Raw genomic sequence first — 23,368 nt, 5'->3', positions numbered from 1 at the left:
GTAGAGGTATGGAAAGTTTGGCGTTCGCGAAAGCCCACGAGGACCAGTGGGAACGCTTGCGCTATCTTTCTCGTAAAGCCACGTTAACCGGTGAAGAAACGGATGAATTCGTGCGCCTCTATCAGGCCACGGCCTCCCATTTGGCTCTGATTCGCACGCAGGCTCCGGACCCGGACATCATCCTTACTCTTTCGGCCATAGTTTCCTCAGCGCGTAGCAAGCTCACCCAGCCACGCTCGGCAACCCTGCGTGGCCTGTGGCACGCGCTCACGAACACCATGCCGTACGCCTTTTATCGCACCCGCTGGTGGATTCACAGTGTGGGCCTGGCATTCATAGCTGTGTTCGCGCTGGTCTTGGGTTATTTCGCGGCTAATCCCGGCCAGCTGGCACTCCTTGGAACGCCAAGCGAGCTAGCCTGGTACGCCAACGAGGCTTTTGCGGCCTATTACCGCGACTATCCGGGGTTTGATTTTGGTGGAATGGTGTGGACCAATAATGCGTGGATCGCGCTGCAAGCGATCGGTGGAGGAATCACGGGTATTTTCCCCGTGAAGGTACTGCTACAGAATGCGGTTGCGATCGGGCAGGCCGGGGCCGTGATGCATCATCACGATTCGCTTGATCTGTTCTTTCAGCTGATCTTGCCTCATGGATTGATGGAGCTCACCGCAATCTTCGTGGCCGGAGCGGCGGGACTTCGCCTGTTTTGGGTGTTGCTCATGCCGGGTGAGCGCCCGCGTACGGTTGCGCTTGCCGAGGAGGGTAAGCATACGATTGTGATGGCGCTGGGGCTGATCGGAGTTCTTTTCGTGTCCGCCCTCGTGGAAGGATTCGTCACCCCCTCCTATCTTCCCTGGGGCGTCAAAATTGCGATTGGCGCGGCCGTACTCGCGGCCTTTTGGCTCTGGGTCTACGTCTTTGGCCGGCAAGCCGGGGACCGCCACGAGCACACACTCGTCGCTTACGCGGCTAGCTAGAGCCGTCCGCGGGCTTTGAGGTCAAGATAGGTATCGACGACGCCGACGGGCAGGTTTTCGCTTCCCTCACGGATAACGAACGCCCCGGCCCGTTCGATCATCCGAGTCAGATTCCGTGCCTCAAGCTTGGAGCGTTCACTGGCAGCCCTGTTGAAAGCGGCTTTCGCATCTAGTTCCCCGGGCTGGTCGACGTCATCCAGTGTGGCCGACGCGATGAGCACGGTATGCGAGCGGCCCAGCTCTGGCACGATATCTATGAGCCCGGATGCGGGCGTTCCCCCGCCAAGCGTTGTCAAAATGACGACGAATGCGGGGCGTGTGGTGATCGCCGCGATCTGGCGCGGCAGGCCCGTCCAATCGGTGGCGCGCAACGTGGGCTCAACATCTGCGAGAGTGTTGGCCACGGCGTGCGTGATGGCACGATCTTTCTTGCCCACAAACCGTGCCCGGACGTCGTCGTCGAAAACTAACACGCTGACCTGATCCCCTGCGCGCCCTGCGATCGCCGACTGCAGGAGCGCCGATTCGATAAACGCGTCAAACGCCGGGGCCTGCGATACTCGCAACGCGCCCGCCCTGCCCGCGTCCACAACGATGATGACCTGCCGGTCGCGCTCCGGGCGCCACGTTCGCACCACAGTCTGGCCAAGGCGAGCCGAAGAACGCCAGTCGATCGCGCGCACGTCGTCGCCAGCCACGTATTCGCGCAGCGAATCAAACTCCGTTCCTTCACCGCGAACCAGAAGTAACGCTTGACCATCGAGCTCGCGCAATTGCCGTACACGCGAGGGAATGTGCCGCCGAGAAATAAACGGGGGCAGCACTTTCATCGACCAGCTCGTGGGAAATGAACGTTGGCGCCCCGCTAGGCCAAGGGGGCCGTTAGTGCGTATCGTGACCGAATGCGACCGCACTGTTCCACGCCGGGTGGGTGTGATCTGTGCCTCGACCGTTTGTTCGCTCCCTCCCGGTATTTTGAGCACGTGCCGTGATGGCTCAACGCCCATCGACGGCGGCCACGCATCACGAATCTGGCCAGAAACACTGCGCCGGCTCGGATTGGAAACGGTGAGCTGGGCTGTCACCGATTCGCCAATCCGCGTTGAGGCAACACCAGAGCGGAAAACGTCCACACGCATCGGTGAAGGCGCGAGAGCGGCGTCCAAAAGTGCCACGCACGCGATGATCAGGGTAACAAGCAAGGCAGACGCTGAGCTACGGGTTGCAACGGCGAGCACGACCCCGATCACAGAAAGCGCAAAGGCTGGCCAGCGAATAAACATCAGCGCGGTACCGGCACCGAGTTCAACACGGATTCGACTACTGCGTGAGCACTGATCCCATCGAGCTCAGCTTCGGCGTGCAATTGGATGCGATGGTTGAGAGCGGGGATAGCCAGAGCTTTGACGTCATCGGGCGTGACGTAGCTGCGTCCAGACAGCCACGCCCATGCTCGCGCGCCGTGCAGGAGTGCGGTTGCTCCGCGCGGAGAAACCCCGAGCAAAACAGCTGGCGCCTCACGGGTGGCCCGCACAACGTCAACGATATAGTCCAAAATCCGCTCGTTCACCTCCACGGCCCGCACTTCGGCGCGCGCTTCGAGCACGTCGTCGGCGCTGGCAACCGCGCGGATCTGCGCCGAGTCCACGTTCCCCGGATCAAAATCAGATGCGTGGCGCCGCAAGACCTCGAGCTCCACGTCGCGCGGCGGAAGCGGAAGGTGGACTTTGAGCATGAAGCGGTCAAGCTGCGCCTCGGGAAGGGGATAGGTGCCCTCATATTCCACCGGATTTTGGGTGGCGACAACCATGAACGGATCGGGCAGGGAACGCGGTTCGCCGTCAACCGACACCTGCTGTTCGGCCATCGCCTCGAGCAGTGCTGCCTGCGTTTTTGGCGGGGTTCGGTTGATCTCGTCGGCAATCAGCAGGTTCGCAAACACCGGGCCGGGGCGGAAGCTGAACTGCCCGTCGGAAGAATTGTAGACAAGTGACCCGGTTAGGTCGCCGGGCATGAGATCGGGAGTGAACTGCACCCGCTTGGCATCCAGATTGAGGGCTGCCGCAAGTGAGCGCACAAGCAGCGTTTTTGCCGTACCGGGCACGCCTTCAAGTAGTACGTGACCATCACACAGCAATCCGATCAATACGGCGCTCACGCCGTGCTCCTGGCCGACCACAGCCTTCGCGATTTCGCCGCGAATGCTACGGAACTTTTCCGCGCTCGCGGATTGGGCGGGCCCGTCCGGTGCGGGTTCGTGGGTCACGGGACGAAACCCGTGGGGAGCGAAGTTATCCATTGATATCCCTTTCGAATCTTTCGAGCTCGGCTGCGATCTCGATCAAGTCTGAATCGCCCGAAACTGGGCGCTCGTAGAGGAGGTCTGCGACTTTGGCCGGCGGATAGCCGCTGGCATTCGCCAAGGTTGAAACGACGACGTCGGGGTTCGCGTCGTCGCTGATCCCTCGGCCGCGCGAAAGGCGCATGATCGTGCCGGCACGAAGCGCACGGGCCGCGTGGGCGTGGTTCTTTCCGCGTTGGTACAGGATGGCGCGGCCTTCGGTGACTTCGGAGGCCGGAACGACGACGGGCAGCGGCTCGGCCACGAGTTTGCCAAAGCGCCGGCCACGGTAGATCACCCACCAGCCCAAGCTGAGCGTCAGGGCGCTCACGAGAGGGAAGAACCAGTCCGGTAGGCCTATCCAACGACGGTCTTTCGGCTCCTGGTGCGGATCCGTTCCTCCAACGACCCAATACAGTTTCGGATTGGCGCCGAGCTTGCGAAGTGCAAATGCGGCGTTGCCATCGACGTCGAGGTATTCATTCGTAAGTATCGAATCGTCCGCCAAATAGGAAAGGTGAGGGGTGTCGGCCTGGGGCGTCCAGACGTATCCGCCATTGGCGGGGAAGCAGCCGCTTTCGGCGCCGTCGGGCACGAAAAGCCAGCTAATGGGCCCAATCGAAGCGGCGGCCATGGCATCAGGATCATCGCATTGCGCGCGCAGACGGGCGCCATCCAGGTTCAACAGCTTCCCGTCAAAGCCCCATTCTTCGTAATCCACGTTGGTTAGTAGCACTATCGTTGCGCGCGAATCGATGAGCTCTTGGCGCATGTAGGGTTCGGTGTAGGCGCTGTGGTCAACGACGAACGTGACGTCCGGGCTGGCTAGATCACGCGCTTGATCCGGGCTGATCTCTTCGACGGTCATCCCGTGATCGCGCAAAATTTCGGCCAGTGCATGGGTGCCGTTCGAACTCGTCGACGACGGCGAAAGGGGATTGCCGGGAGAGGGCACGCGAACGAAAATAATTATTGCCAGCGCGAGGGCGGCCAAGAGGGTCAAGGTAATGGCGGTGCCCTTGGATGGCGCAGGTTTTGCGACGGCGGTCATGTGCGTACCTCCACCTGTTGTAAGGTGCGGCTGCGAGCCGTGTCCACTTTCGCGTGCAGTGCGCGTAGTGTGTGGAGATCTTCCGGGCTCGCACTACCTGACCAGTAGTAGAGCTCGTTAAATATCCCTGCACACCGAGCAAAATGATCTGAGGCCCCAATGCTCTCAGCTCCAGCACGAGCCGCCTCAAGTGCCGTCATCCCCGGAATAACATTGATTAGACCGCGCTCATCCAATTCGCGAATGATTGCGCGGTAAAGTTCGATCGCGGCCAAGGTGAGATCTCCAGCTGCTTCTGCCGCCTTCGCGGCCGCGAGAAGCTGTTTCGCAGAGCGGACGTCGTCGAAAAGTTCCGTTCGGGCCGCGCCTTTAAGCCGCAAGCTACCGACGCGTGAGCGCCTCAAAGAGAAAAAGATGATCGCAGCGATCAGGAGCACAACGATCACGATAACGGCGTAGCTTCCCGCGCCGCCCGTCGTCGGATTGAAGTCGTATCCGAGGCGTGCAAAAGTTCTTTCTAACCAGGAAGCGAAACGCTCGAACAGTGACGAGCCATCCGCGTACATGCCCTTGGCTAGCTCGTCTTCGGCGAGTCTTTGGGCTTCGTCGCGATCTGGAGCGAACGGCGTTGCGAACATGGTCTAACTCTGATCGGCCGAATTCGGCCAGTTCCCTTCGTACCACGTGGGGCGTTGGGGGTCGGTTCCGTGATTGAACTGGTTGAATCCCGGGTTGGTTGGTGGTTGCGGGCTTGACCACTGGCCATAACCCGATTGGGGTGGCTGGCCGTACGGCCCTTCTTGGCGAATGTAACCGCCCGCAGATTGATCAGGACCCGCTGAATATAGTACGTCTTGATGAAAATTCTCTCGCCTCATCCGCATGTTCACATAAACGAGATTCGTGATCGCGCTAGTAAAGGGCGCGATGAAAATCGAAACCACAAGCCCAACGAGGACGGTTCCGAGCGCGCTACCGGCGAGGAACATGCCCGATTCCGAATTGCCTGCGAAGCCAATTCCACCAAACAAAGCTATGAATATCGCCGCGACGATATTCAATGCGATGCCGATAACAATCAGGGTAAGCAGGAGACCGATGAAGTATCCCAACGAGCCCTTGGTTAGGCTCCAAGAGCGAGATAGCCCGGACAGTGGGCCGATATCCTCGGCAACCATGGCGGGAGCCGTTACCGAGAACCGGTAAAACAGGAGGAAGCCCAGAACGCCGATGATCATCGGGATCATGAGTAAAGTAAACAATACGCCGCTCACGCCTGGCTCGAATGCACGAACGAGACTGACCACCAAAAAGATTGCTGTAAATGTAAATAACACCGTAGCGGCAATCGTGATCAGTAGCAGGCCGAGCATTCGCACTGAGAGTCGGCCGAATTGGGCTTTAACCTCGGTGAAAGTTTCGTTCAAAGTGAGCTTTTTGCCGCGGATTGAGGCGAGTGTGACGCGCGTTCCGGCAACCAGCACTATCAGTCCCGCGATCAGCGCGACTATGGTCGTCAGGATTGAAAAGATGACTGGTATCTCGGCACTGATTGAAGTGTTGCGAATAGTGGTTTCCCCAAACAGGAGGGTTATTAGCACGTTGAACGCTCCCGCTACAAGGTTCACGATGAGCGGGAACACAATAAACGCTACGGGATTGAACCGAATCAGGCGCACGGCAGAATCTAGTGTTTCACCAACGGAGAGCGGACGCAGCGGGATCACGCTTCGCGAAACTCCTCCTAGCCCTGTCAGAGACTGGTAGTTTGCCACGGATTCGCTCGGCTTGCCGTATGGATCGCTATTCCAAGCTGTCATGATGAGCCTTTCAGTACGTGCTAGGACCAATTTACCCGATTTAGAGTCCACTGCGGGTCGGACCCTAGACTGTAAGATCCGACTGATAAGATCAGGGTATTAGTTGACTGGTGATGAAGGCAGACGATGTCAGTGCGCATTCTTGTAGTAGATGACGATCCGGCGATCTCCGAAATGGTAGCCATCTTGCTTGAAAGCGAAGGCTACGAAGTCTCGGCCTGTGTGAGCGGCGATTCGGTGCTCCCACTATTTCGTGCGGAACATCCCGACCTGGTGCTCCTCGATGTCATGTTGCCAGGAATGGATGGCGTGTCGGTCGCTCGCGCCCTACGTGAAGAGTCTGACGTACCGATCATTATGATGAGTGCAAAGACCGATTCTGTGGATGTCATCGCTGGCTTGGAAGCTGGAGCGGATGACTACGTGACCAAACCGTTTGAAAACTCGGTGCTTTTAGCTCGCGTTAAGGCGCGTTTGCGCCGCCAAGAGCCCGAATCGGAAACTGTGCGCATTTCTGATCTCGAGATTGATCTCAAAGCCCACGAAGTTCGCAGGGGCGACGAGGTTCTTCACCTGACACCGTTAGAATTCGATCTGCTAACTGTGCTCGCTCGAAAACCTTTCCAAGTCTTCACCCGGGAAGAACTGCTTGAAAAAGTGTGGGGGTACCGCCACTCTTCGGACACCCGGCTGGTTAACGTGCACATTCAGCGGCTTCGCTCCAAGGTAGAAAAAGATCCGGAAAACCCTGAGGTTGTGATCACTGTTCGCGGTGTGGGATACCGTGCGGGAACCTCGAATCCGTGAGCGAGCCGGTTTCTGAACGTTTTCGTTCCCTCGCTCATCGTTTAAATTCGCTACGTGAGCGCTGGTATTCATCACTGTCGCTGAGAGTAATTTTTTCCATCGTAGCCGCCGGTGTGATAGGCATTATCATCTTGGGACTAGCGATCTCAACGCAGGTGCGCGCCTCTGTTTTCGATGCCGCGATTGAGACGGACGTCGAACAGTTTTCCACTGATGTTCAGCTCGCGCAGGAACGTTTTGCAGCCACCTCGCCCTCGGTTGGTAGAACCCAGGAAATCGCCAACACACTCGTGTCGTCAATGTACGATCCTGCGCGCGGTGTGCTCGGCGCGGTTCTGATGCGATCTCCCGGCCAAGATCCGCTACCCACCCAGATTTTTGAACCCGCGACAGCCTCGGCAACCCGAGTGCGATCCCTTGTAACACCGGAATTACGCCAAGTTGTGGTCCGCGGTAACGAGATCGGCTGGCAGTCAGTAGGTATTCCCGACGACAACGCGGTGCGGCCCGGTTTGGTGATCGGCACGTCCATCGACATCCCAGGATCTGGTATTTATGAAATCTATGCGGCCTATTCGCTTGAAAACCAGCAGAACCTCATTAATGCGACGATTCGTGTGATGTGGGTTTCTGTTGCCATTCTGCTCGTGATTCTCGGTTTGGTGACGTGGGCGGTGATGAGATGGGTGTTGACCCCTGTGCGCCAAGCATCCGAGAACGCCCGCCAACTTGCAGATGGCGAATTCGACTCCCGAATGGAGGTGCGCGGAACAGACGAAATCGCACAACTGGCGCAGTCCTTCAACCAGATGGCCGAATCCCTCGAGACGCAGTTCAATCAAATGGAACGCATCTCCAAAGTCCAAACCGAATTCGTGTCGGCAGTCTCGCATGAACTACGTTCACCGGTGACCACCGTTCGCATGGCCGGCCAATTAATTTACGATAACCGTGACCAGCTTTCGCCCAATCTGAAGCGAGCCACAGAACTCCAGTACAAACAGGTGCTCAACCTTGATGCCACACTCGCCGATCTTCTCGAAATTTCCAGGTACGACGCCGGTGGCATGACATTGGCAACCGAAAACGCCAATATTGGCGAGCTCGTGGAAGATGTTATCGAGGTGTCCGAACCTCTTGCCGCTTCTAACGGGGTGCGTGTTAACTACCAGGCGGCCGGCGATACGGATGCCGAAGTTGAACCACGCAGAGTTCACAGACTCGTTCGGAACTTGTTGGTCAACGCACTGGAACACGCTGAAGGGCGGCCCGTCGACGTCGTTGTCGAAGCAAATGACTCCGCCGTGGGCGTTATGGTTCAAGACCACGGAATAGGTATTTCCGCAGAACAGATTGAGCACGTATTTGAACGCTTTTGGCGGGCAGACTCCTCGCGGGTGCGCAAATCTGGTGGAACGGGGCTTGGACTAACCATTGCCCGCGAGGACGCGCAGATCCACGGCGGAACACTCGAGGTCGCAGGAAAGCTGGGCGTTGGATCAACCTTCCTTTTGACGCTGCCCAAAGAACCTCTTGCCCCATTCGATCCGCCCATCCCGCTTGAAGCGCCGAGCCCCTATGAAAAAGCGGAAGGGGGCGAGCTATGAAACGTCTCGTCTTGATTTTTATGGTGCTCACCACCGCGCTTGCTGGATGTGCGAGCCTGCCAACTTCTGGTGAGCCGGAGTTGATAGCCCGGCCTGCAAGCCTTGATGGCGGGGTCGTTCTCGACCCGCAGGGCCCCACCCCGGGTTCCTCGCCCGAGAACCTCGTCACGGATTTCTTGCGCGCATCGGGTGCGGGACTATCCGGTGACTTTAGCGTCGCTCGGCAATTTCTGACTAAGGAGGCGGCAGCGAGGTGGAACCCGTCAGCGGAGCTGCGCGTTTACGAGGACACCCAGACTCCATCAATTTCGCAAACGCGCAACGGAGCTATTCGTGTTAGCGCTCGCGCGGCTGGAACGCTCGATGGTGGGGGCCGCTATTCCGTGGCAACCCCGGAAGCGATCATCAACGTTGAATTCTCCCTCGTGAAAAATGAAGATGGGGAATGGCGTATTGCCACACTGGATGATGGCCTCGTCATCCCGAACTCAATCTTTTCATCGCTTTACAGCGAAACCCTTCTCTATTTCCTCACGGCAGACAGGGCCGCCCTCGTGCCCGAAGTGCGGTGGTACCTGAACTCCGGGCAAGCAACCTATGCCATCAATGGCCTACTGGAAGGCCCCTCAACATGGCTAGCGATCGGTGCGCACTCGGCGATTCCGCCAGAGACCACACTGACCAGCCGAGGCGTGAGCGTTAACGACGGTGTGGCGCGCGTGGACTTTTCCTCCGACGTTGCATCGATGCGGAGCACGGATCTGATTGCATTCGAGGCACAGGTTTCGAAGACGCTGATGAATGTGCCGGGAGTCCAAAGCGTCGTGCTCACCTCCGAAGGTGCGGAGATGAGCATTCCTTCCAAGGTGGACTTAAGTGCCTACCCTTACGCAACGTACACTTTGGCTGCTTTGCGTGATGGTGTGCCCGCACAAGTAAGTGGCGGCGAGGTGACTCAGATTGATCCGGAGCTGGTTGACGGGCTTGGCCTGACATCGATTGCGCCCGCCTACAGCGATCCCTTGACTGTGGCCGCTGCGCTCGGTAATGACGGGGCGAGCATCTATGCGGTGAGCTACGTGGGGAACCCGACGGCTGAACTATTAAAAGGTAGCCAGCTGGTCGAACCGTCGATTGATGCCCACGACTGGGTATGGTCAGGAGAGAGGGTATCGCAAGGTGAGGTTCTCGCCGTCCACCTTGAAACCGGTGAACGCGCTACTTTCCAGCTGCCGTGGTTGGGAGGATTGACGGTCCGAGATATTGCCGTTTCGCGCGAGGGCGCTCGCATGGTGATTTTGACTGAGCAGTCCGGTGACGTGCAAATGAACGCGGTTTCCATCGCGCGCGACGCAACGGGCACGCCCATCGAAATCGGGGATCCGGTGAGATTCGGGCAGTCGTTGGTTGAGGTTACCGACGTGTCGTGGGTGTCGGAAGTTCGACTGGCCGCGATTGCTCGCAACCCGGGATCCAGTACCAGCTCGATCCACATCGTCGGTCTTGGTACCTCCTCTGTTTCCCTTGCCGCGGTGGACGGACTGGTTTCGTTGAGCTCCGGGCGCGGAATTGACTCGATCGTCATCGAAAATAGTCAGCACACCCTCTTTTCTTATGACGGGGCAGGCTGGCGGCTTGTTTCCGACTCGCTGACCTCGCCCGCGTATCCTGGTTAGCCCATCTGAGCGCCAAAGAATATTCACAGCCCTCAAATAACGCTGGCTATCCACAGCGTAGTGCCGAACGTGGTCTCATGCGCTGGAGCCGTGCGACACTGTGAGCGTGCCAGCCAAGCAACTATGGAATGACATCCTCGACATCATTTTTCCGCGCTGGTGTGCGGGGTGTGGGGAATGGGACGAAGACTTATGCGCCCACTGCCTTGGTGAATTCTCGACCTCCTGGTTTCGGGTGGAAGAACACCTGCCATATCTCAGTCACGTCAGTTTCGATGGCAAGGCAGACACTTCTCCATTTGCCGTGCTGGCGCTCGCGGATTACGCCGGCCCCGTGGCTCGCGCCATCGTGCGATGGAAAAATGTGACTGACCGCCGCCTCGACTGGGCTTTTGAAGACCTCATTGCCACGCGGCAGAACCCCGAGTTTCTAGCCAGAGCCGCGCCGACCGTCGTCGTACCAGCACCCTCCTCATCCGCCCGCATACGATCCGGGTGCTTTGTGACCGGGGTGATGGGCAAAGCGGTAGCGGATTTGATTGACGGCAGATACGAAAATGTGCTCGTGCGTAAACGCGTGCGCGGGGGTACGCGGATGGACGCGCGCGAGCGCAAATCACGGGCAATCGACGTCGTAGCCGGAATTAATCTGACGGGCTACGACGTGGTGCTCGTGGACGACGTGGTGACCACCGGGGCTACCTTGGCCGGGGCTTCGCGTGCGGTGAAATCGGCTGGCGGGCGCGTTATCGCTGCGATGGTGATTGCCGCGACCCACGATCCTCGGCAAATGCGTGAGTTACAGCACAAATAATTTTTATTGCCAATATAATAATGACATCCAAACTTTTGGTAACTCACAGGTCAAAACCGCAGGTGGAGGTGATGAAATGCTCGCAGGGGCGAGCGCGCAGTATCGGATCACTTCTCTTGACCAAAGGAGGTCAAAATGGAAATTGTAGTTACCGGCAGAAACACCGAAGTCAAGGACTCCTTCCGCACGCACCTTTCAGACAAACTGCAAAAAATTGAGCAATTTGCTCCGCACACTCAGCGCGTCGAAGTTGAAATCACGCACGAGCCTAACCCTTCGCAAAATGACACCTCCGAAAGGATCGAAATCACGGTGCGGGATAAGGGGCCAGTTGTGCGAGCAGAGGCCTCAGCCTCCGATCGTTACGGTGCGCTCGACTTGGCCGCGCAAAAGCTTTTCGAGCGCCTTCGCCGCAAGCACGAAAAGCTGAAGAACCGCAGGAAGGGCGATAAGAGGGAACATCCCGTGGAAGATCTGCCTATAGAAGAGCTCCTATCGAAGCCCGAACCGGAAGTTGAAGAAGAAGAGCAGCGCATTCCGCGTGAGCCCGGTGAAACAGTGGAGACCCCGCTCGGTGACTCGCCCGCGATTGTCCGGCAGAAACTCTATGAGGCCAAACCAATGTCGATCGAACAGGCCATCGACGAAATGGAACTCGTGGGCCATCCCTTCTATCTGTTCATCGACGAAGAGACGAAGCAACCCTGTGCCGCCTACCGGCGCCGCGGATGGACGTACGGGGTGATCCGACTCGATGCAACGACCTCCGATTACGGACCCGGAGAAGAATCCTGATGCTCTAGCCCATCAATGGTGATGTGGGGTGGCGGGTGACGAATTGGTCACCCGCCACCAGCTTGCTATAGGAACTTAGTCCGGTGACAACTAAGATGAGGTGCATCTATGCCGGTAGCGCCGGCGCCTAAAATTGGAAGAGGTACACGTGGCAGATCGACCACTCCATGTTGCAGTTATTGGGGCCGGCCCGGCCGGTATCTACGCGTCGGACATTCTCTCAAAATCGGGAATCGACGTTCAGATCGACCTTTATGAAAAGTTGCCCGCCCCCTACGGGCTAGTGCGGTACGGCGTCGCGCCGGATCATCCGCGCATCAAAGCGATTATTAATGCGCTTTATAACGTGTTGCAACGCGGAGATATTCGGCTGGTTGGAAACGTTGAGATCGGTAAGGATCTCACGTTTGACGAACTCCACGAGCATTACGACGCAATTATCTTGGCCACCGGCGCCGATAAGGATGCGCCGTTCGACATCCCGGGTGCTGATCTGCCCGAAGTCTACGGCGCTGCAGACTTTGTGTACTGGTACGACGGCCATCCTGACTATCCGCGCACGTGGCCTTTGGAAGCCGAGCAGGTGGCCGTGCTGGGCGTGGGTAATGTAGCGCTTGACGTGGCGCGCATGCTTGCCAAGCATCCCGAAGATCTGATGAGCACCGAAATTCCGAAGAATGTGGAGGAGGGATTCCGCTCTTCACCAATCACGGATGTGCACGTGTTTGGGCGTCGCGGGCCGGCTCAGGTCAAGTTCACTCCGATGGAGCTTCGCGAGCTCGGGCAGCTGAACGACGTCGATATTATCGTCTATCCCGAAGACTTCGACTACGACGAAGGCTCTGAGCAGGACATGGAAGCTTCAAAGATGACCCGTCAGGTTGTCGAACAGCTAACGGAATGGGTGTTTCAGGAGGAAGAGGACCTGACTGCCTCGCGCCGCATCCACATCCACATGTTGCAAGCGCCCGTGGAGATCTTGGGCGATGGCAAGGTTGAGGCGATTCGGATGGAACGTACCGCGCTACAAGGTGACGGCTCAGTGAAAGGGACGGGCGAATTCGTTGACTATCCAGTTCAGGCCGTTTACCGTGCAGTTGGCTACTTCTCCTCGCCCATCCCTGGCGCGCCATTCGATGACGTGAATGGGATTGTGCCCAATGTTGAAGGCCGTGTGACTGCCGAGCTTGGCGGGGAAGTAGTGCCAGGCATGTATGCAACCGGCTGGATTAAGCGCGGCCCGGTTGGCCTTATCGGTTCGACCAAGTCCGACGCCCAGGAAACGGTTGGCCATCTGGTTGAAGATTACGAAGCCGGGCTCTTGCATGCCACGACCGACGCCGTCGGCTGGGAGGAAACCAAGGCGGTGCTCGACGAACGCGGGGTTCGCTACACGACTTGGCGCGGATGGCAGCTTTTGGAAGAGTTTGAAATGGCACTCGGAGCCGCGGAAGGGCGGGCCCGCATCAAGGTTGTCGAACGCGAAACCATGACGGCGATCTCCCGCGGCGAAGAACACGACGGCAAGCTCTACTAGAGCTCACCGATAATTGACGAATTGAAGTGCCACATCCAGTTTGGCGTCTTTGAGAAGCGCGATTGTGGCCTGTAGGTCGTCGCGAGACTTTGACTGAACGCGAACCTCGTCGCCTTGAATCTGGGCTTTGACGGACTTGGGGCCCTCGTCGCGGATCAGCTTGGTGATCTTCTTTGCGTTGTCTTGACTGATGCCTTCTTTAAGCGCGCCAACGAGCTTGTATTCCTTGCCGGAAGCCTTGGGTTCGGCGTCGCCCACATCGACCTGCTTGAGTGATAGGCCGCGGCGGATGAGTTTCGTTTGCAGGACGTCCCAGATGGCAAGTACCCGCTCGGCGGAGTTCGCGCTCATCGTGATGGCTTCGCCGTTGAGCTCGATGGAGGCCCCCACATTGCGAAAGTCGTAGCGCTGGCCGATTTCTTTTGCGGTCTGGTTGACCGCGTTATCTACTTCTTGGATGTCGTATCGGCTCACGATGTCGAATGATGAAACTGCCACTTCTTCTCCTTTTAGTGATCGTGTTGGGCGCGCTGATCCACACTAGACTAGCCCAGCGCGCCAAGTGTGACCATTACGGCAGTGCCAGAAGCCCTTTTAGTTTGACAGTGCTACGGTGAAGTTTGCTAATCTCGGTAGTCGCACGTGGTTTCCACTGCAGGGCGGATTGACCGAGCGGCCAATGGTATCTGACTGTAAATCAGACGCGAAAGCTACGGGGGTTCGAATCCCTCATCCGCCACCGCTACGTATGTAGCGCGCACGCGGTGATCTTCACCGCACGCGATGTTGGTTAGCCTATCTTTGTTGGTAAGCTTGCCAGCGCCGCCCCGATAGCTCAGTCGGCAGAGTGTCTCCATGGTAAGGAGAAGGTCGAGGGTTCGATTCCCTCTCGGGGCTCCATTCATTTCTTGGGGAATTTCGGTTTCCCGCGGAGTGTTTGAGGCGAGGTAGCTCAGTTGGTCAGAGCGCACGACTCATAATCGTGAGGTCGCGGGTTCAAACCCCGCTCTCGCTACGACCAGTAGGGCGCCCGCTCTACAATAAAACGAAGCATTAGCTTCTGAGCCGAACGTGAGGAAAAACAGTGGCTACTAAGTCTGCAGACGTTCGCCCCAAGATCACCCTCGCATGCGAGGTTTGCAAGGAGCGCAACTACATTACGAAGAAGAACCGTCGCAATACGCCGGATCGTCTCGAAATCAACAAGTATTGCCCGCGTTGCAACTCCTCAACCATGCATCGCGAAACCCGCTAGTTCGCATGGTGTCAGCCGCCATTACGGCCAAGCCCTAGCGTCATGTGATCTCGCGTTATGTGAGTCAAGGCGTTGCGAAAACAACTTAAACACGTAGAAATTGAGGCCCAAGGGGCCTCAATTTTTCTTTCCTATGCAAGTACTTCCCGTGAGATAATCAAAGGTAAAACCGGAAGGAAACATGAAGCTTACTTTTGAGACGGATGTTGACCGAAGAAAATACGAGGATTTCGTTCGGAGCCATCCACAGTGCAACGTCCTCCAGTCGCCGGCCTGGGCGGAAGTGAAAGCAGAATGGGACTCCACTCTCACCGCACTCGTTGATGAACGTGGGGATATTCTGATCGCAGCGCTCGTGCTCAAACGCTCGCTTCCACTCGGCTATTCGTTTTGGTACGTGCCGCACGGGCCGATCGGCGACTATTCCAACGAGCCTGTCATACAGGGGTTTTTACAGGCGCTTGGCAACTACGCGAAGAAATCCCGCGCAATCGCGGTCCGTATCGATCCGCCAGTGGTTGTCAACCGGGGTCCAAAGGAGGCTTTTCCTGAAGAACGTACACCAGAAGCAGCCGTGGTTCGCCAGACGATCGAGGGGGCGGGCTTCAAACATCGAGGTTTCGTTACCGGGCTGCACGAATCCTTGCAACCGCGTTTCCAGACGGCGACTCTTCGGCCAGGCGACGCAACAGATATGCTGTCCGCGATGCCTAAGCGCACTCGCAACTACTACCGCCAAGCCTTGAGGCGCCAAGCTGAAGTAGCGCGAGGAGGAATGCATTATCTCGATGAATTCTTGAAGGTCATTGAAGCAACCGAAGAAGAAAAAGGTATTTCGCTGCGTTCACGCGGCTATTACGAGCGGATCTTGAACGCCTACGGGGATGATGCCTATCTCATGCTCTGTAAGCTCGATATTGCGCGTGCAATCGAGGTTTTCAACACGGAAATTGCGGAGCTCAACGAACAGCTAGAAGCCGTTGAGGAGAACGCAAAAAAGAAGCGCCACCAGCTATCGGAACAGATTGCGAGCCGAAAGAAGAGCCTTGCCGAAATGGAGGAGCGGCATAGGGCCGACGGCGATGTCGTCACCTTGGCGGGCTGCCTCGCGGTTGGATATGGAACTGGTTTCGAACTTCTGTATGCCGGTACGAACCGTGATTATGGGACAATCCCCGCCCAGGATCTCCTGTGGGTCGAAACTCTCCAGCTCGCCTTTGCGGGCGGCGCTGACTACGTTTCCCTGGGAGGGGTGGACGGCACGCTGGACGATTCGTTGCTCTCCTTTAAATCGCGTTTCAACGCTGAAATCTTTGAAAAGATCGGCGAATTCGACCTGGTTATCAACAGGCCGATTTACGCCGCTTTTGAATGGCTGATGGCACGCCGGCTCAACGGCGCCTAACATTTTCGCCACTTACGTTAAGGAAAAGACATGACGTGCTCCATTCCAGAACCTTCTGAGCCAACGACGACGCTACCGCCAGTTCCGTCCCACCGAATGCGTGGCAGAGAATCTCTTTCTCAGATGACGACTATCGGTGTTGGCGGCCAGGCGCGCGAGGTGGTCAGCGCCGATAGCGAGGAAGAAATTATCGATGCCGTAGCGCAGGCCGATTCCGAGGGGCTCCCCGTTCTCGTCATTGGCGGAGGGTCCAATGTCCTCGCTTCGGATGAGCCGTTTCCCGGCGTCGTCGTAAGAGATACTCGCACTGAAATCACCGAGCTGATGGATGATGGTTGCGGGGGAGCGCAAATGCGCCTGACTGCAGGTACGCCGTGGGATGACGCCGTCGTGTTCGCTGTCGAGCGCGGTTGGATGGGAATCGAGGCACTATCAGGAATTCCGGGCTCGGTGGGAGCCGCACCCGTGCAAAATATTGGCGCCTACGGTCAGGAACTGGCGGAAACACTGGCTTCGGTACGCACCTATGATCGTCAGACCAAGCAGATTCGCACCCTGTTTCTTTCCGATATGAAGTTTGGTTACCGAGATTCGATTCTTAAGCGCTCACTGGCTGAGTTCGGGCCAAGCCCGCGCTGGATCGTTCTTTCTGTGGATTTGCACATGCGCCGGGCAACTCTTTCACGCCCGGTTGGCTACGCCCAGCTTGCCAAGAAGCTGGATATTGAGCTAGGTGAGCGCGCTCCCTCCTCCGAAGTGCGGGCCGCGGTACTTGAGCTGCGCAGGTCGAAGGGAATGGTCCTGGATGATTCGGATCGTGACACGTATTCGCTCGGCTCGTTTTTCACGAATCCCGTGCTCACGGAAGAAGAAGCGGCACGGTTGCCTGAAGGCGCGCCGCGTTTTGACGTGGCTAAGCACGACGCCGTCAACCAGATTGGCGCAGCCGCCCCGCGAATTGAGGGGCAGGTGAAAACCTCTGCGGCTTGGTTGATCGACCATGCCGGATTCCCAGCCGGTTACAACATGCCCGGCCCGGCGGCGCTGTCTACCAAGCACTGCCTGGCCCTCACCAATCGCGGCCAAGCAAAAGCTGAAGATATTGCAGCGCTTGCACGTGAAATTCGCGACGGCGTCGAAGCAAAATTTGGTGTGCGGCTCGTGCCCGAACCGGTAGTTGTCGGCCTAGATATCTGAGCTCAACCAGTTGGACAAAGTCTTAGCAATGCGAAGTGGGCGGCAGGATGATCCTGCCGCCCACTTCTTGCGTGCTTCTATACCATCAGCTGTTAGGCCCAGCTGCTAGGCCGTTATACGCAGTCCGGGTACGGCAACCTCAACTGGTGAACCAAACGTTGCCTCGGCTCGCTTGGCTGACTCTTCGGCGTCGGAGGAGAAAGACAGGTGTGTGAGCACCAGCTTCTTTACTCCGCACTCCTTGGCGATTTCACCGGCAAGCGCGGGCGTGAGGTGCCCGTGTGCCGCCATCGCCTCCGGATTGGGATCCAGATAGGTAGCTTCCGCGATGAACACGTTGGCGCCTTGCGCGGCCGCACGAAGCCCGTCGCAGTCTCCCGTATCCGAGGAGAACACGATGGACTTTCCATCCCGTTCGAATCGCAGAGCGGCCGAGGGCACCGCGTGACGAGCCGGGTAGGCGGTCAATGTCAGGCCGTCAACCTCGAAGGAGCTTTCGCCGTCGCGCTCCATTTCCCGAATGTCAAAGGTGCCGGTGATCGGCCGTTTCATCGTCGGCAGCGTAGGAATGCCGTATAGATCGTCGTAGGATTCGAGCTGGTACGTCTCCCCACGTGGAACATATAGCGGGATTGACGGTTTGACGGTGGGGAAGGTCCAACGGTAGGCCCACGTCATAATGTCGATCGAATGGTCAGCATGCAGGTGCGTCAAGACAATGGCGCGCAGGTCTTCAAGCTGGTGGCCCGCCTGCATGAACGCCATCATGGTGCCCGGCCCGGCGTCGACTTTCACCACACCGGTTTGACCCTGTACGAGGTAGCCGGATGCGGCGCCGACGGCGTCGGGTGCAGTGGCGTTCGCACCGAGAACTTCTACGCTGAGACTCATGCTCCACCTCCGATCAGCACGGCCTTGCCCGGGCGGATTGCGAAGTGCGCAGTGTCTCCGGCGCTGACGAGCTCCTCGGTTTCACTTTGGATGCGCGTGCCGTCGATGTTAACTACAGTCAACATCTTGCCGCCCGCATATTCGACCGATTCGAAGGTGCCCTGCACGCTTCCTGGCTCACCAGCACCAACCACCTCGAGCGAATCTTTGCGGATGAGCACCTGCGGGTCGCGGGCATCGGCTTGCTTTGACATCGCGCTGACGGGCACCTGCCATGCGCCGTCAAAGAGTTCGACGACGTCACCTTCGACTTTGGCGTCCACGAGCGTGGAATTCGTGAGGAAGTCCGCGACGAAAGTGTTGACGGGGCGCTCAAAGAGCTCTTCGGGTGTACCGTACTGGACCATAACGCCCTCTTTGAGGATCGCCACGTGATCGGCAAGAGCCATGGCTTCGTGCTGGTCGTGAGTGACGATGAGGGTGCCCATTCCCGCCGCTTCGATAATGTTGGCCAGCTGGCGGCGAAGGTCCGAACGCAGCTGCGGATCAAGAGCGGCGAGGGGCTCGTCGAGGAGGAGGATCTCGGGATCGACGGCGATGGCTCGGCCAAGTGCAACGCGTTGGCGCTGACCACCCGAAAGTTGATCGGGCATACGATCAGCAAACTCTGTCAATTGCACGAGCTCCAATACTTCTTGAACTCGTTCTTCTAGCCGCGCTGAATCGACTTTGCGGGCCCGCAGGCCATACCCGATGTTTTTCGCCACGGACATGTGCGGAAAAACAGCATAGGACTGTGGGACGAGGCCGATATTGCGCTTGTCTGGCGAAAGGTCAGTAATGTCCTTACCGCCGAGCAAAATCTTGCCAGCGGAAACGAAGTTCAAGCCGGCAACGGCCTTCAGAGTTGTGGACTTTCCGCAACCGGACGGCCCGATAACTGCCGTAATCTTCCCGGGTTCTACACCGAGTGAAATATTGGTGACGGCAACTTTTTTGCCGTACCGAACCTCGATGTTTTCCACTTCGAGGCCCTGATCTGCTTTTAGACCGTCAAAGACGGCTGGATCTTGAGTTGTCATGAATCTGCCTTACGTCGTGTTACCAGCCCGCGCGCCCACGTCACAGCCGCGAGAATGGGGAGGGTAAACAAAATGAAAATAACGCTCTGTGCGGACGCGATTTCGAGCCGTTGGGTCGAGTACGCGTCGAATAGTGCGAATGGTGCCATCGGAGATGCCGGCGGGTTGATGAAGAACGAAATGTTAAATTCACCAAACGAAATCGCGAATACCATGGTTATGGCTTGAAGGAGTGCCACGTTGACCCAGGGCACCGTGACAGTGCGGATGACGTGCGGCCAAGATGCACCTAGAGATCTGGCTACCTGTTCAGCTTCCCGCACGGTTGGATCGCGCAAACTGGGCAAGAGCGATGAAAGCGTGAATGGCATCGTGAGCACAAGATGGCCGAAGATCAAAAGTATTCCAGACGGCCGAAGTGCGGCGAAGGTTCCGATCAGTGCGATCGAGAGCGCGATGCCCGGTACCGCTAGCGGTAGGTTGACCGATAGCAGGAGGATTCGCTGGATCCAACCGGGAAGATTGGGCGAGTACCACGCCAGTGGGAAAACGATGAGGATGTTTAACGCCACCACGAGCAGTGCAACCAAGAATGATCGCACGATCATGGGGGAAATATTATTCCACGCGATAACGAACCAGTCGAGTGTGACGCCGTCGCCGAAAGCTCCACGGGAGGAGTTGACGGACATCGCGGTCACGATAGTTGCGATCACCGGGATTATGATGAATAGACTCACCAGTACGACCATGACCCGGCCGATTGTATTGCGTTGTACGCTCATGCGAATGCCCTCCTGACGAGTTTGGACAACACGTTGCCCACTGCTAGGCACAGCACGGTTAGGAGCGCCAAGATCACCGCGTAAGCTGATGCGGTGGCGATGTGATAACCGTTGTTGAGCGTGTCGACGACGTCGAGGGGCAATAGCCGTACACCCTCGGAAAGTGCCGCAACCGTTCCGTATCCACCCAGAGCGACCGCGGCTGCTGTACCCGCGACTTCAATCGCTGCCGGCAAAATTAGTGGCAGCGTGACAGTGAAGAATACTCTGGTTCGAGATGCACCAAGAGAGTAGGCGGTGTCTTGAAGATCGGGGTCGAGCATTTCGGCTGCGCCACGCAGTGGCCCAACGACTCGTGGAATTGAGAAGTACACGTAGGCAATCATGAGGCCAACCATCGTGAAGGCCAGTCCGCGCGTACCCGGAATTGCCCCTACGAGCAAGCCGTTGCGGCCGAAAAGCACGATCATAAAGAAGCCAATGATGATGCCTGGCAAGACGATGGGAAACGTCATGAGTACATCAATTCCACCTGTTTGTTTACCCGCGCGCGCTTGGCGAGCCAAGTAGAGAACGAGGGGAATTGCGAGAGCTACCGTGATGACAACGGCTCCTCCGGCCACGATGAGCGAATTCTTAATGGCTTCACGAACGCTGTCATTGATGACGAGCGCACGAATGTAACCATTGAGTGGACCTCGCGCTTCAAAGGATTCTGATTCGTAAGGTCCCAGTTCTCCCAATCCGAATGAGGTGTAGATCAAAACGAATAGCGGGTATAGCCCGAACACTGCGGTGACGAGAGCGGCGGGTACGGCAAGGAGCCATCCTAAGCCACGCTTTTTCTTTCGTTCGGGTTTTGCTGGTGCCGACGGGGCGGCCATAAGTATGTCAGTCATAGAACGTCCTACAAGGGTGGGCTGCGCTTATTCGCAGCCCACCACAGGTTCGCGTCTTAGCCGAGGCGCTGACGGTACAGGTCGTTGAAGTCTTGCTGGACTTCGCCCTGCTTGATGTAGTCGACAGCATTGGCCCTTTCGTCGTATTCGGACTTCGGCAGCATGTCTGGGTTATCAACTTCACCGATAACGGGGATCATAAACCCTTCAGCCCACAGAGCCTGGCCTTCTTCAGAGAAGTAGAAATCGAGCAGCGCCTTGCCGTTTTCCGGATTCGGTGCGCCCTTAACTAGACCCATAGTGTAGGGGATAAGGATAGTGCCTTCCTCTGGCAGTACAACGGTGACGTTGGTGCCTTCAGACTTGAGCTTGTAACCGTTGAAGTCGGCGTCGATAAGGATCGGGATTTCGCCTTGCGAAACCTTGGCTGTCGCGGTCTGCGCGGAAATGATCGCGCCGTTATCCACGAGCGCTTCGAGGTATTCGAAGCCGGGATCCCAGTTCTCGAAGTCGCCGCCCATAGCGAAGTTAACGGCGGTTGCTACCGAGTAGCCTACGGCTGCCTGTGTTGGGGCGAGCAAGCCAACCTTACCTTCGTATTCTGGTTTGAGCAGATCGTCCCAGGATTGGGGCACGGCTGCGCCGTCAAGGAAATCTTCGTTGACGATGAAGGCGACGGCGCCGGAGTGAACGGTGTGCCAGTGGCCGTCTGGATCCTTGAGATTGTCATCGATCTGATCAGCGTTTTCTGGAACGTAGGGTTCGAGCAGATCGGAAGCCATCAGCTGCGGTGCGAACGCGATGCCGGTATACACGACGTCGGCTACCGGGCTGTCCTTTTCCGACTGTAGCGCCGCAAGTGCCTGCCCGGAGTTCTTTGGATCGTTCGGTGCGTCGATGCCGGTCTTTTCGGTAAACGCCTTGTGAACGTTGCCGAAGTTACCCCATTCAGCAGGTGAATTGTAGGTAATAACCTGGCCGCCGGTGGACTTCGCGCCGCCGTTGGAATCGTCGTTTTCGTCTAGCGCTCCGGTGTTGCCGCATGCCGTCAGGGCCAGTGCGGTAACGCCAGTAAGAACGAGTGTCTTGAGCTTACGGCTCTTTGAGATCGTCATGTCGTTGTGCCTTACTGTGTGTAATGGAAATTGATTTTCTGCAGGAGCAGACTGCACAACTCTCACACGGTTAATGAAACTCAGGGTTAACGCATGCTTAAAGGTAGGGGAGCGCTTCGTGTCTTGTGGTGGTCCGTCTCGTTGGCGGTGATCCGTGAAACGCCGATCTTTCGATTTTCCGTGGCTTACGGATCTCCGCGGAACCTTAGCGACCTCCCACGGTTGAAGCGATCCCCGTCGATCAAGCCGGAGACGCCAACCACTGGTCAACTTCGGCCAACCACTTTTGCTTAGATTCGAGCGTGGCCATTGACGCAGTAATTGAATCCCGGGCGAAATCGGCAAGTTCGGCGTCGGAAAATCCCTGATCTCGCGCAATCTGATACTGATCGTTGAGCCGGGCGAGAAAGAGCAGCGGATCGTCGGCGCTCAACGCGATCTGCGCACCGGCGTCGGAAAGCCTGCGTAAGGGCACCTCGTCCGGCGAGGAATAAACACCCAGCTGCACGTTCGACGTCGGGCAAACCTCTAGCGCGATACCGGCACCAACGATGCGCGCGAGTAGGTCTGAGTCCTCGGCGGCGCGCACGCCGTGCCCGAGACGCGTGGGCCGCAGATGCGTGACGACCTCGCGAATGTGCTCGGGGCCAAGTAGCTCCCCAGCATGGGGCACGGAGGCAAGCCCAGCCCGGCGCGCAATATTGAACGCCGCAGACCATTTCGAGGTGACCCCTCGGCGCTCGTCGTTGGATAGCCCAAAGCCGATCACTTGCCCTGGCCCGTTGCCCGCATGTTTGGCGGAAAGCCGGGCGAGTGTACGTGCATCAAGGGGATGTCTGATTCGCGAGGCAGCCACAATGATCGCCACTTCAACCCCGGTGGCGGTGGAGGCCAGCGCCGCTTCGTCAAGCACGATCTCAAGCGCCGGAGTGATGCCGCCGACGAAAGGGGCATATGACGTGGGGTCGATTTGAAGTTCGAGCCTGCGCGAACCCTCCGCCGCATCGTCAATAGCCGCTTCGCGCACCACTCGCCGCATCGCCGCTTCACTGCGTACGACCTTCCGCGCCGAGTCATAGGCACGCTGAAAACGGAACCATCCGCGTTCGCCCGCGGGAACTTGCAAGGCGGTTGCATCAGTGAGATTTGCCGGAAGCCGAATCCCTTGCTCCTGGGCGAGATCCGCGAGCGTTGACACCCTCATCGATCCCGTGAAATGTAGATGAAGGTGCGCTTTAGGAAGGGTTTTCAGGTTGCGCATACCCATAGCTTAGCCGCCAGCCCACCCCACCTGCACGGCACACTACACGC

Annotated in this window: 22 protein-coding genes and 3 tRNA genes; 13 read left to right on the top strand and 12 right to left on the bottom strand. The window is 57.7% G+C overall.

Translation table 11 applies throughout. The features are described 5' to 3' along the window. Positions 1-8: 8 nt before the first annotated feature. On the top strand, positions 9-980 hold the full coding sequence (locus J2S70_RS02740) for a stage II sporulation protein M (protein WP_307682217.1): 972 nt from the start codon (positions 9-11) through the stop codon (positions 978-980). On the opposite strand, the gene J2S70_RS02735 is transcribed toward J2S70_RS02740, so the two are convergent. Genes J2S70_RS02735 through J2S70_RS02715 form a run of 5 tightly spaced genes read right to left on the bottom strand, consistent with a single transcriptional unit; the run spans position 977 to position 6,192 of the window. Further along, complete coding sequence (locus J2S70_RS02735) at positions 977-2,263, bottom strand: DUF58 domain-containing protein (RefSeq protein ID WP_307682216.1); 1,287 nt, start codon at positions 2,261-2,263, stop codon at positions 977-979. The two genes, J2S70_RS02740 and J2S70_RS02735, sit on opposite strands and share 4 nt — an antisense overlap. After that, on the bottom strand, positions 2,263-3,279 hold the full coding sequence (locus J2S70_RS02730; protein WP_307682215.1) for an AAA family ATPase: 1,017 nt from the start codon (positions 3,277-3,279) through the stop codon (positions 2,263-2,265). The genes J2S70_RS02735 and J2S70_RS02730 overlap by 1 nt, the downstream gene beginning before the upstream one ends. After that, on the bottom strand, positions 3,272-4,372 hold the full coding sequence (locus tag J2S70_RS02725; protein WP_307682214.1) for a DUF4350 domain-containing protein: 1,101 nt from the start codon (positions 4,370-4,372) through the stop codon (positions 3,272-3,274). The genes J2S70_RS02730 and J2S70_RS02725 overlap by 8 nt, the downstream gene beginning before the upstream one ends. After that, a complete protein-coding gene (locus J2S70_RS02720) occupies positions 4,369-5,010 on the bottom strand; it encodes a DUF4129 domain-containing protein (RefSeq protein ID WP_307682213.1) in 642 nt (213 codons plus the stop codon). The genes J2S70_RS02725 and J2S70_RS02720 overlap by 4 nt, the downstream gene beginning before the upstream one ends. A 3-nt stretch (positions 5,011-5,013) precedes the next feature. Next, a complete protein-coding gene (locus J2S70_RS02715) occupies positions 5,014-6,192 on the bottom strand; it encodes a hypothetical protein (protein ID WP_307682212.1) in 1,179 nt (392 codons plus the stop codon). A 126-nt stretch (positions 6,193-6,318) separates the two neighbouring features. Between J2S70_RS02715 and mtrA the strand changes: the two genes are divergently transcribed. The 6 genes from mtrA to J2S70_RS02685 all read left to right on the top strand — a co-directional run bounded on the left by mtrA (position 6,319) and on the right by J2S70_RS02685 (position 13,428). After that, positions 6,319-6,999 (top strand): MtrAB system response regulator MtrA, encoded by a 681-nt coding sequence (gene mtrA, locus J2S70_RS02710; protein ID WP_307682211.1) that lies wholly within the window; start codon positions 6,319-6,321, stop codon positions 6,997-6,999. After that, complete coding sequence (mtrB, locus tag J2S70_RS02705; RefSeq protein WP_307682210.1) at positions 6,996-8,606, top strand: MtrAB system histidine kinase MtrB; 1,611 nt, start codon at positions 6,996-6,998, stop codon at positions 8,604-8,606. The genes mtrA and mtrB overlap by 4 nt, the downstream gene beginning before the upstream one ends. Continuing rightward, a complete protein-coding gene (locus J2S70_RS02700; protein ID WP_307682209.1) occupies positions 8,603-10,282 on the top strand; it encodes an LpqB family beta-propeller domain-containing protein in 1,680 nt (559 codons plus the stop codon). Before mtrB ends, J2S70_RS02700 begins: the two co-directional genes overlap by 4 nt. A gap of 106 nt (positions 10,283-10,388) precedes the next feature. Next, the gene (locus J2S70_RS02695; RefSeq protein ID WP_307682208.1) at positions 10,389-11,096 is read left to right on the top strand and encodes a ComF family protein; all 708 of its coding nucleotides are present in this window, start codon (positions 10,389-10,391) and stop codon (positions 11,094-11,096) included. 135 nt (positions 11,097-11,231) lie between these two features. Continuing rightward, on the top strand, positions 11,232-11,891 hold the full coding sequence (gene hpf, locus J2S70_RS02690; RefSeq protein WP_307682207.1) for a ribosome hibernation-promoting factor, HPF/YfiA family: 660 nt from the start codon (positions 11,232-11,234) through the stop codon (positions 11,889-11,891). A gap of 148 nt (positions 11,892-12,039) precedes the next feature. Then, the gene (locus tag J2S70_RS02685; RefSeq protein WP_307682206.1) at positions 12,040-13,428 is read left to right on the top strand and encodes an FAD-dependent oxidoreductase; all 1,389 of its coding nucleotides are present in this window, start codon (positions 12,040-12,042) and stop codon (positions 13,426-13,428) included. Between the two features lie 3 nt (positions 13,429-13,431). On the opposite strand, the gene J2S70_RS02680 is transcribed toward J2S70_RS02685, so the two are convergent. Continuing rightward, on the bottom strand, positions 13,432-13,926 hold the full coding sequence (locus J2S70_RS02680) for a YajQ family cyclic di-GMP-binding protein (protein WP_307682205.1): 495 nt from the start codon (positions 13,924-13,926) through the stop codon (positions 13,432-13,434). Between the two features lie 160 nt (positions 13,927-14,086). Here J2S70_RS02680 and J2S70_RS02675 point away from each other — a divergent pair. The 6 genes from J2S70_RS02675 (at position 14,087) to J2S70_RS02650 (ending at position 17,285) form a co-directional block, all read left to right on the top strand. Beyond that, positions 14,087-14,167 (top strand) — tRNA-Tyr (locus J2S70_RS02675). A gap of 85 nt (positions 14,168-14,252) precedes the next feature. After that, positions 14,253-14,328: transfer RNA gene (locus J2S70_RS02670), tRNA-Thr, on the top strand. Positions 14,329-14,369: 41 nt separating this feature from the next. Continuing rightward, positions 14,370-14,443 (top strand) — tRNA-Met (locus J2S70_RS02665). Positions 14,444-14,512: 69 nt separating this feature from the next. Then, positions 14,513-14,683, top strand: a complete 171-nt coding sequence (gene rpmG / locus J2S70_RS02660; RefSeq protein WP_307682204.1) for a 50S ribosomal protein L33 — start codon at positions 14,513-14,515, stop codon at positions 14,681-14,683. Positions 14,684-14,864: 181 nt separating this feature from the next. Then, complete coding sequence (locus tag J2S70_RS02655; protein ID WP_307682203.1) at positions 14,865-16,088, top strand: peptidoglycan bridge formation glycyltransferase FemA/FemB family protein; 1,224 nt, start codon at positions 14,865-14,867, stop codon at positions 16,086-16,088. A 30-nt stretch (positions 16,089-16,118) separates the two neighbouring features. After that, on the top strand, positions 16,119-17,285 hold the full coding sequence (locus tag J2S70_RS02650) for a UDP-N-acetylmuramate dehydrogenase (RefSeq protein WP_307682202.1): 1,167 nt from the start codon (positions 16,119-16,121) through the stop codon (positions 17,283-17,285). Positions 17,286-17,390: 105 nt separating this feature from the next. Here J2S70_RS02650 and J2S70_RS02645 read toward each other — a convergent pair whose 3' ends face one another. From J2S70_RS02645 to J2S70_RS02620, 6 genes are all read right to left on the bottom strand, one after another. Beyond that, positions 17,391-18,176 carry an MBL fold metallo-hydrolase gene (locus tag J2S70_RS02645; protein ID WP_307682201.1) on the bottom strand — a complete coding sequence of 262 codons (786 nt, stop codon included), beginning with the start codon at positions 18,174-18,176 and terminating at the stop codon, positions 17,391-17,393. Next, the gene (locus tag J2S70_RS02640) at positions 18,173-19,258 is read right to left on the bottom strand and encodes an ABC transporter ATP-binding protein (RefSeq protein ID WP_307682200.1); all 1,086 of its coding nucleotides are present in this window, start codon (positions 19,256-19,258) and stop codon (positions 18,173-18,175) included. The genes J2S70_RS02645 and J2S70_RS02640 overlap by 4 nt, the downstream gene beginning before the upstream one ends. Beyond that, positions 19,255-20,043, bottom strand: coding sequence for an ABC transporter permease (locus J2S70_RS02635; RefSeq protein WP_307682199.1), 789 nt, complete (start codon positions 20,041-20,043; stop codon positions 19,255-19,257). Before J2S70_RS02635 ends, J2S70_RS02640 begins: the two co-directional genes overlap by 4 nt. After that, positions 20,040-20,942 (bottom strand): ABC transporter permease, encoded by a 903-nt coding sequence (locus J2S70_RS02630; RefSeq protein ID WP_307682198.1) that lies wholly within the window; start codon positions 20,940-20,942, stop codon positions 20,040-20,042. The genes J2S70_RS02635 and J2S70_RS02630 overlap by 4 nt, the downstream gene beginning before the upstream one ends. A gap of 56 nt (positions 20,943-20,998) precedes the next feature. After that, on the bottom strand, positions 20,999-22,057 hold the full coding sequence (locus J2S70_RS02625) for an extracellular solute-binding protein (RefSeq protein ID WP_307682197.1): 1,059 nt from the start codon (positions 22,055-22,057) through the stop codon (positions 20,999-21,001). A gap of 241 nt (positions 22,058-22,298) precedes the next feature. Next, complete coding sequence (locus tag J2S70_RS02620) at positions 22,299-23,318, bottom strand: adenosine deaminase (protein WP_307682196.1); 1,020 nt, start codon at positions 23,316-23,318, stop codon at positions 22,299-22,301. Between the last annotated feature and the right edge of the window lie 50 nt (positions 23,319-23,368).

The organism is Trueperella bonasi (assembly GCF_030811535.1).
Lineage (GTDB): Bacteria > Actinomycetota > Actinomycetes > Actinomycetales > Actinomycetaceae > Trueperella > Trueperella bonasi.
The sequence above is the reverse complement of the archived record's forward strand: the minus strand, read 5'-3'. Positions and strand labels throughout refer to the sequence as shown.

Bases quoted from the DNA above. Each gene is read 5' to 3' on its own strand.
- J2S70_RS02740 (WP_307682217.1), top strand. From the start codon at position 9: ATGGAAAGTTTGGCGTTCGCGAAAGCCCACGAGGACCAGTGGGAACGC.
- J2S70_RS02735 (WP_307682216.1), bottom strand. From the start codon at position 2,263: ATGTTTATTCGCTGGCCAGCCTTTGCGCTTTCTGTGATCGGGGTCGTG.
- J2S70_RS02730 (WP_307682215.1), bottom strand. From the start codon at position 3,279: ATGGATAACTTCGCTCCCCACGGGTTTCGTCCCGTGACCCACGAACCC.
- J2S70_RS02725 (WP_307682214.1), bottom strand. From the start codon at position 4,372: ATGACCGCCGTCGCAAAACCTGCGCCATCCAAGGGCACCGCCATTACC.
- J2S70_RS02720 (WP_307682213.1), bottom strand. From the start codon at position 5,010: ATGTTCGCAACGCCGTTCGCTCCAGATCGCGACGAAGCCCAAAGACTC.
- J2S70_RS02715 (WP_307682212.1), bottom strand. From the start codon at position 6,192: ATGACAGCTTGGAATAGCGATCCATACGGCAAGCCGAGCGAATCCGTG.
- mtrA (WP_307682211.1), top strand. From the start codon at position 6,319: ATGTCAGTGCGCATTCTTGTAGTAGATGACGATCCGGCGATCTCCGAA.
- J2S70_RS02700 (WP_307682209.1), top strand. From the start codon at position 8,603: ATGAAACGTCTCGTCTTGATTTTTATGGTGCTCACCACCGCGCTTGCT.
- hpf (WP_307682207.1), top strand. From the start codon at position 11,232: ATGGAAATTGTAGTTACCGGCAGAAACACCGAAGTCAAGGACTCCTTC.
- J2S70_RS02655 (WP_307682203.1), top strand. From the start codon at position 14,865: ATGAAGCTTACTTTTGAGACGGATGTTGACCGAAGAAAATACGAGGAT.
- J2S70_RS02650 (WP_307682202.1), top strand. From the start codon at position 16,119: ATGACGTGCTCCATTCCAGAACCTTCTGAGCCAACGACGACGCTACCG.
- J2S70_RS02645 (WP_307682201.1), bottom strand. From the start codon at position 18,176: ATGAGTCTCAGCGTAGAAGTTCTCGGTGCGAACGCCACTGCACCCGAC.
- J2S70_RS02640 (WP_307682200.1), bottom strand. From the start codon at position 19,258: ATGACAACTCAAGATCCAGCCGTCTTTGACGGTCTAAAAGCAGATCAG.
- J2S70_RS02635 (WP_307682199.1), bottom strand. From the start codon at position 20,043: ATGAGCGTACAACGCAATACAATCGGCCGGGTCATGGTCGTACTGGTG.
- J2S70_RS02630 (WP_307682198.1), bottom strand. From the start codon at position 20,942: ATGACTGACATACTTATGGCCGCCCCGTCGGCACCAGCAAAACCCGAA.
- J2S70_RS02625 (WP_307682197.1), bottom strand. From the start codon at position 22,057: ATGACGATCTCAAAGAGCCGTAAGCTCAAGACACTCGTTCTTACTGGC.
- J2S70_RS02620 (WP_307682196.1), bottom strand. From the start codon at position 23,318: ATGCGCAACCTGAAAACCCTTCCTAAAGCGCACCTTCATCTACATTTC.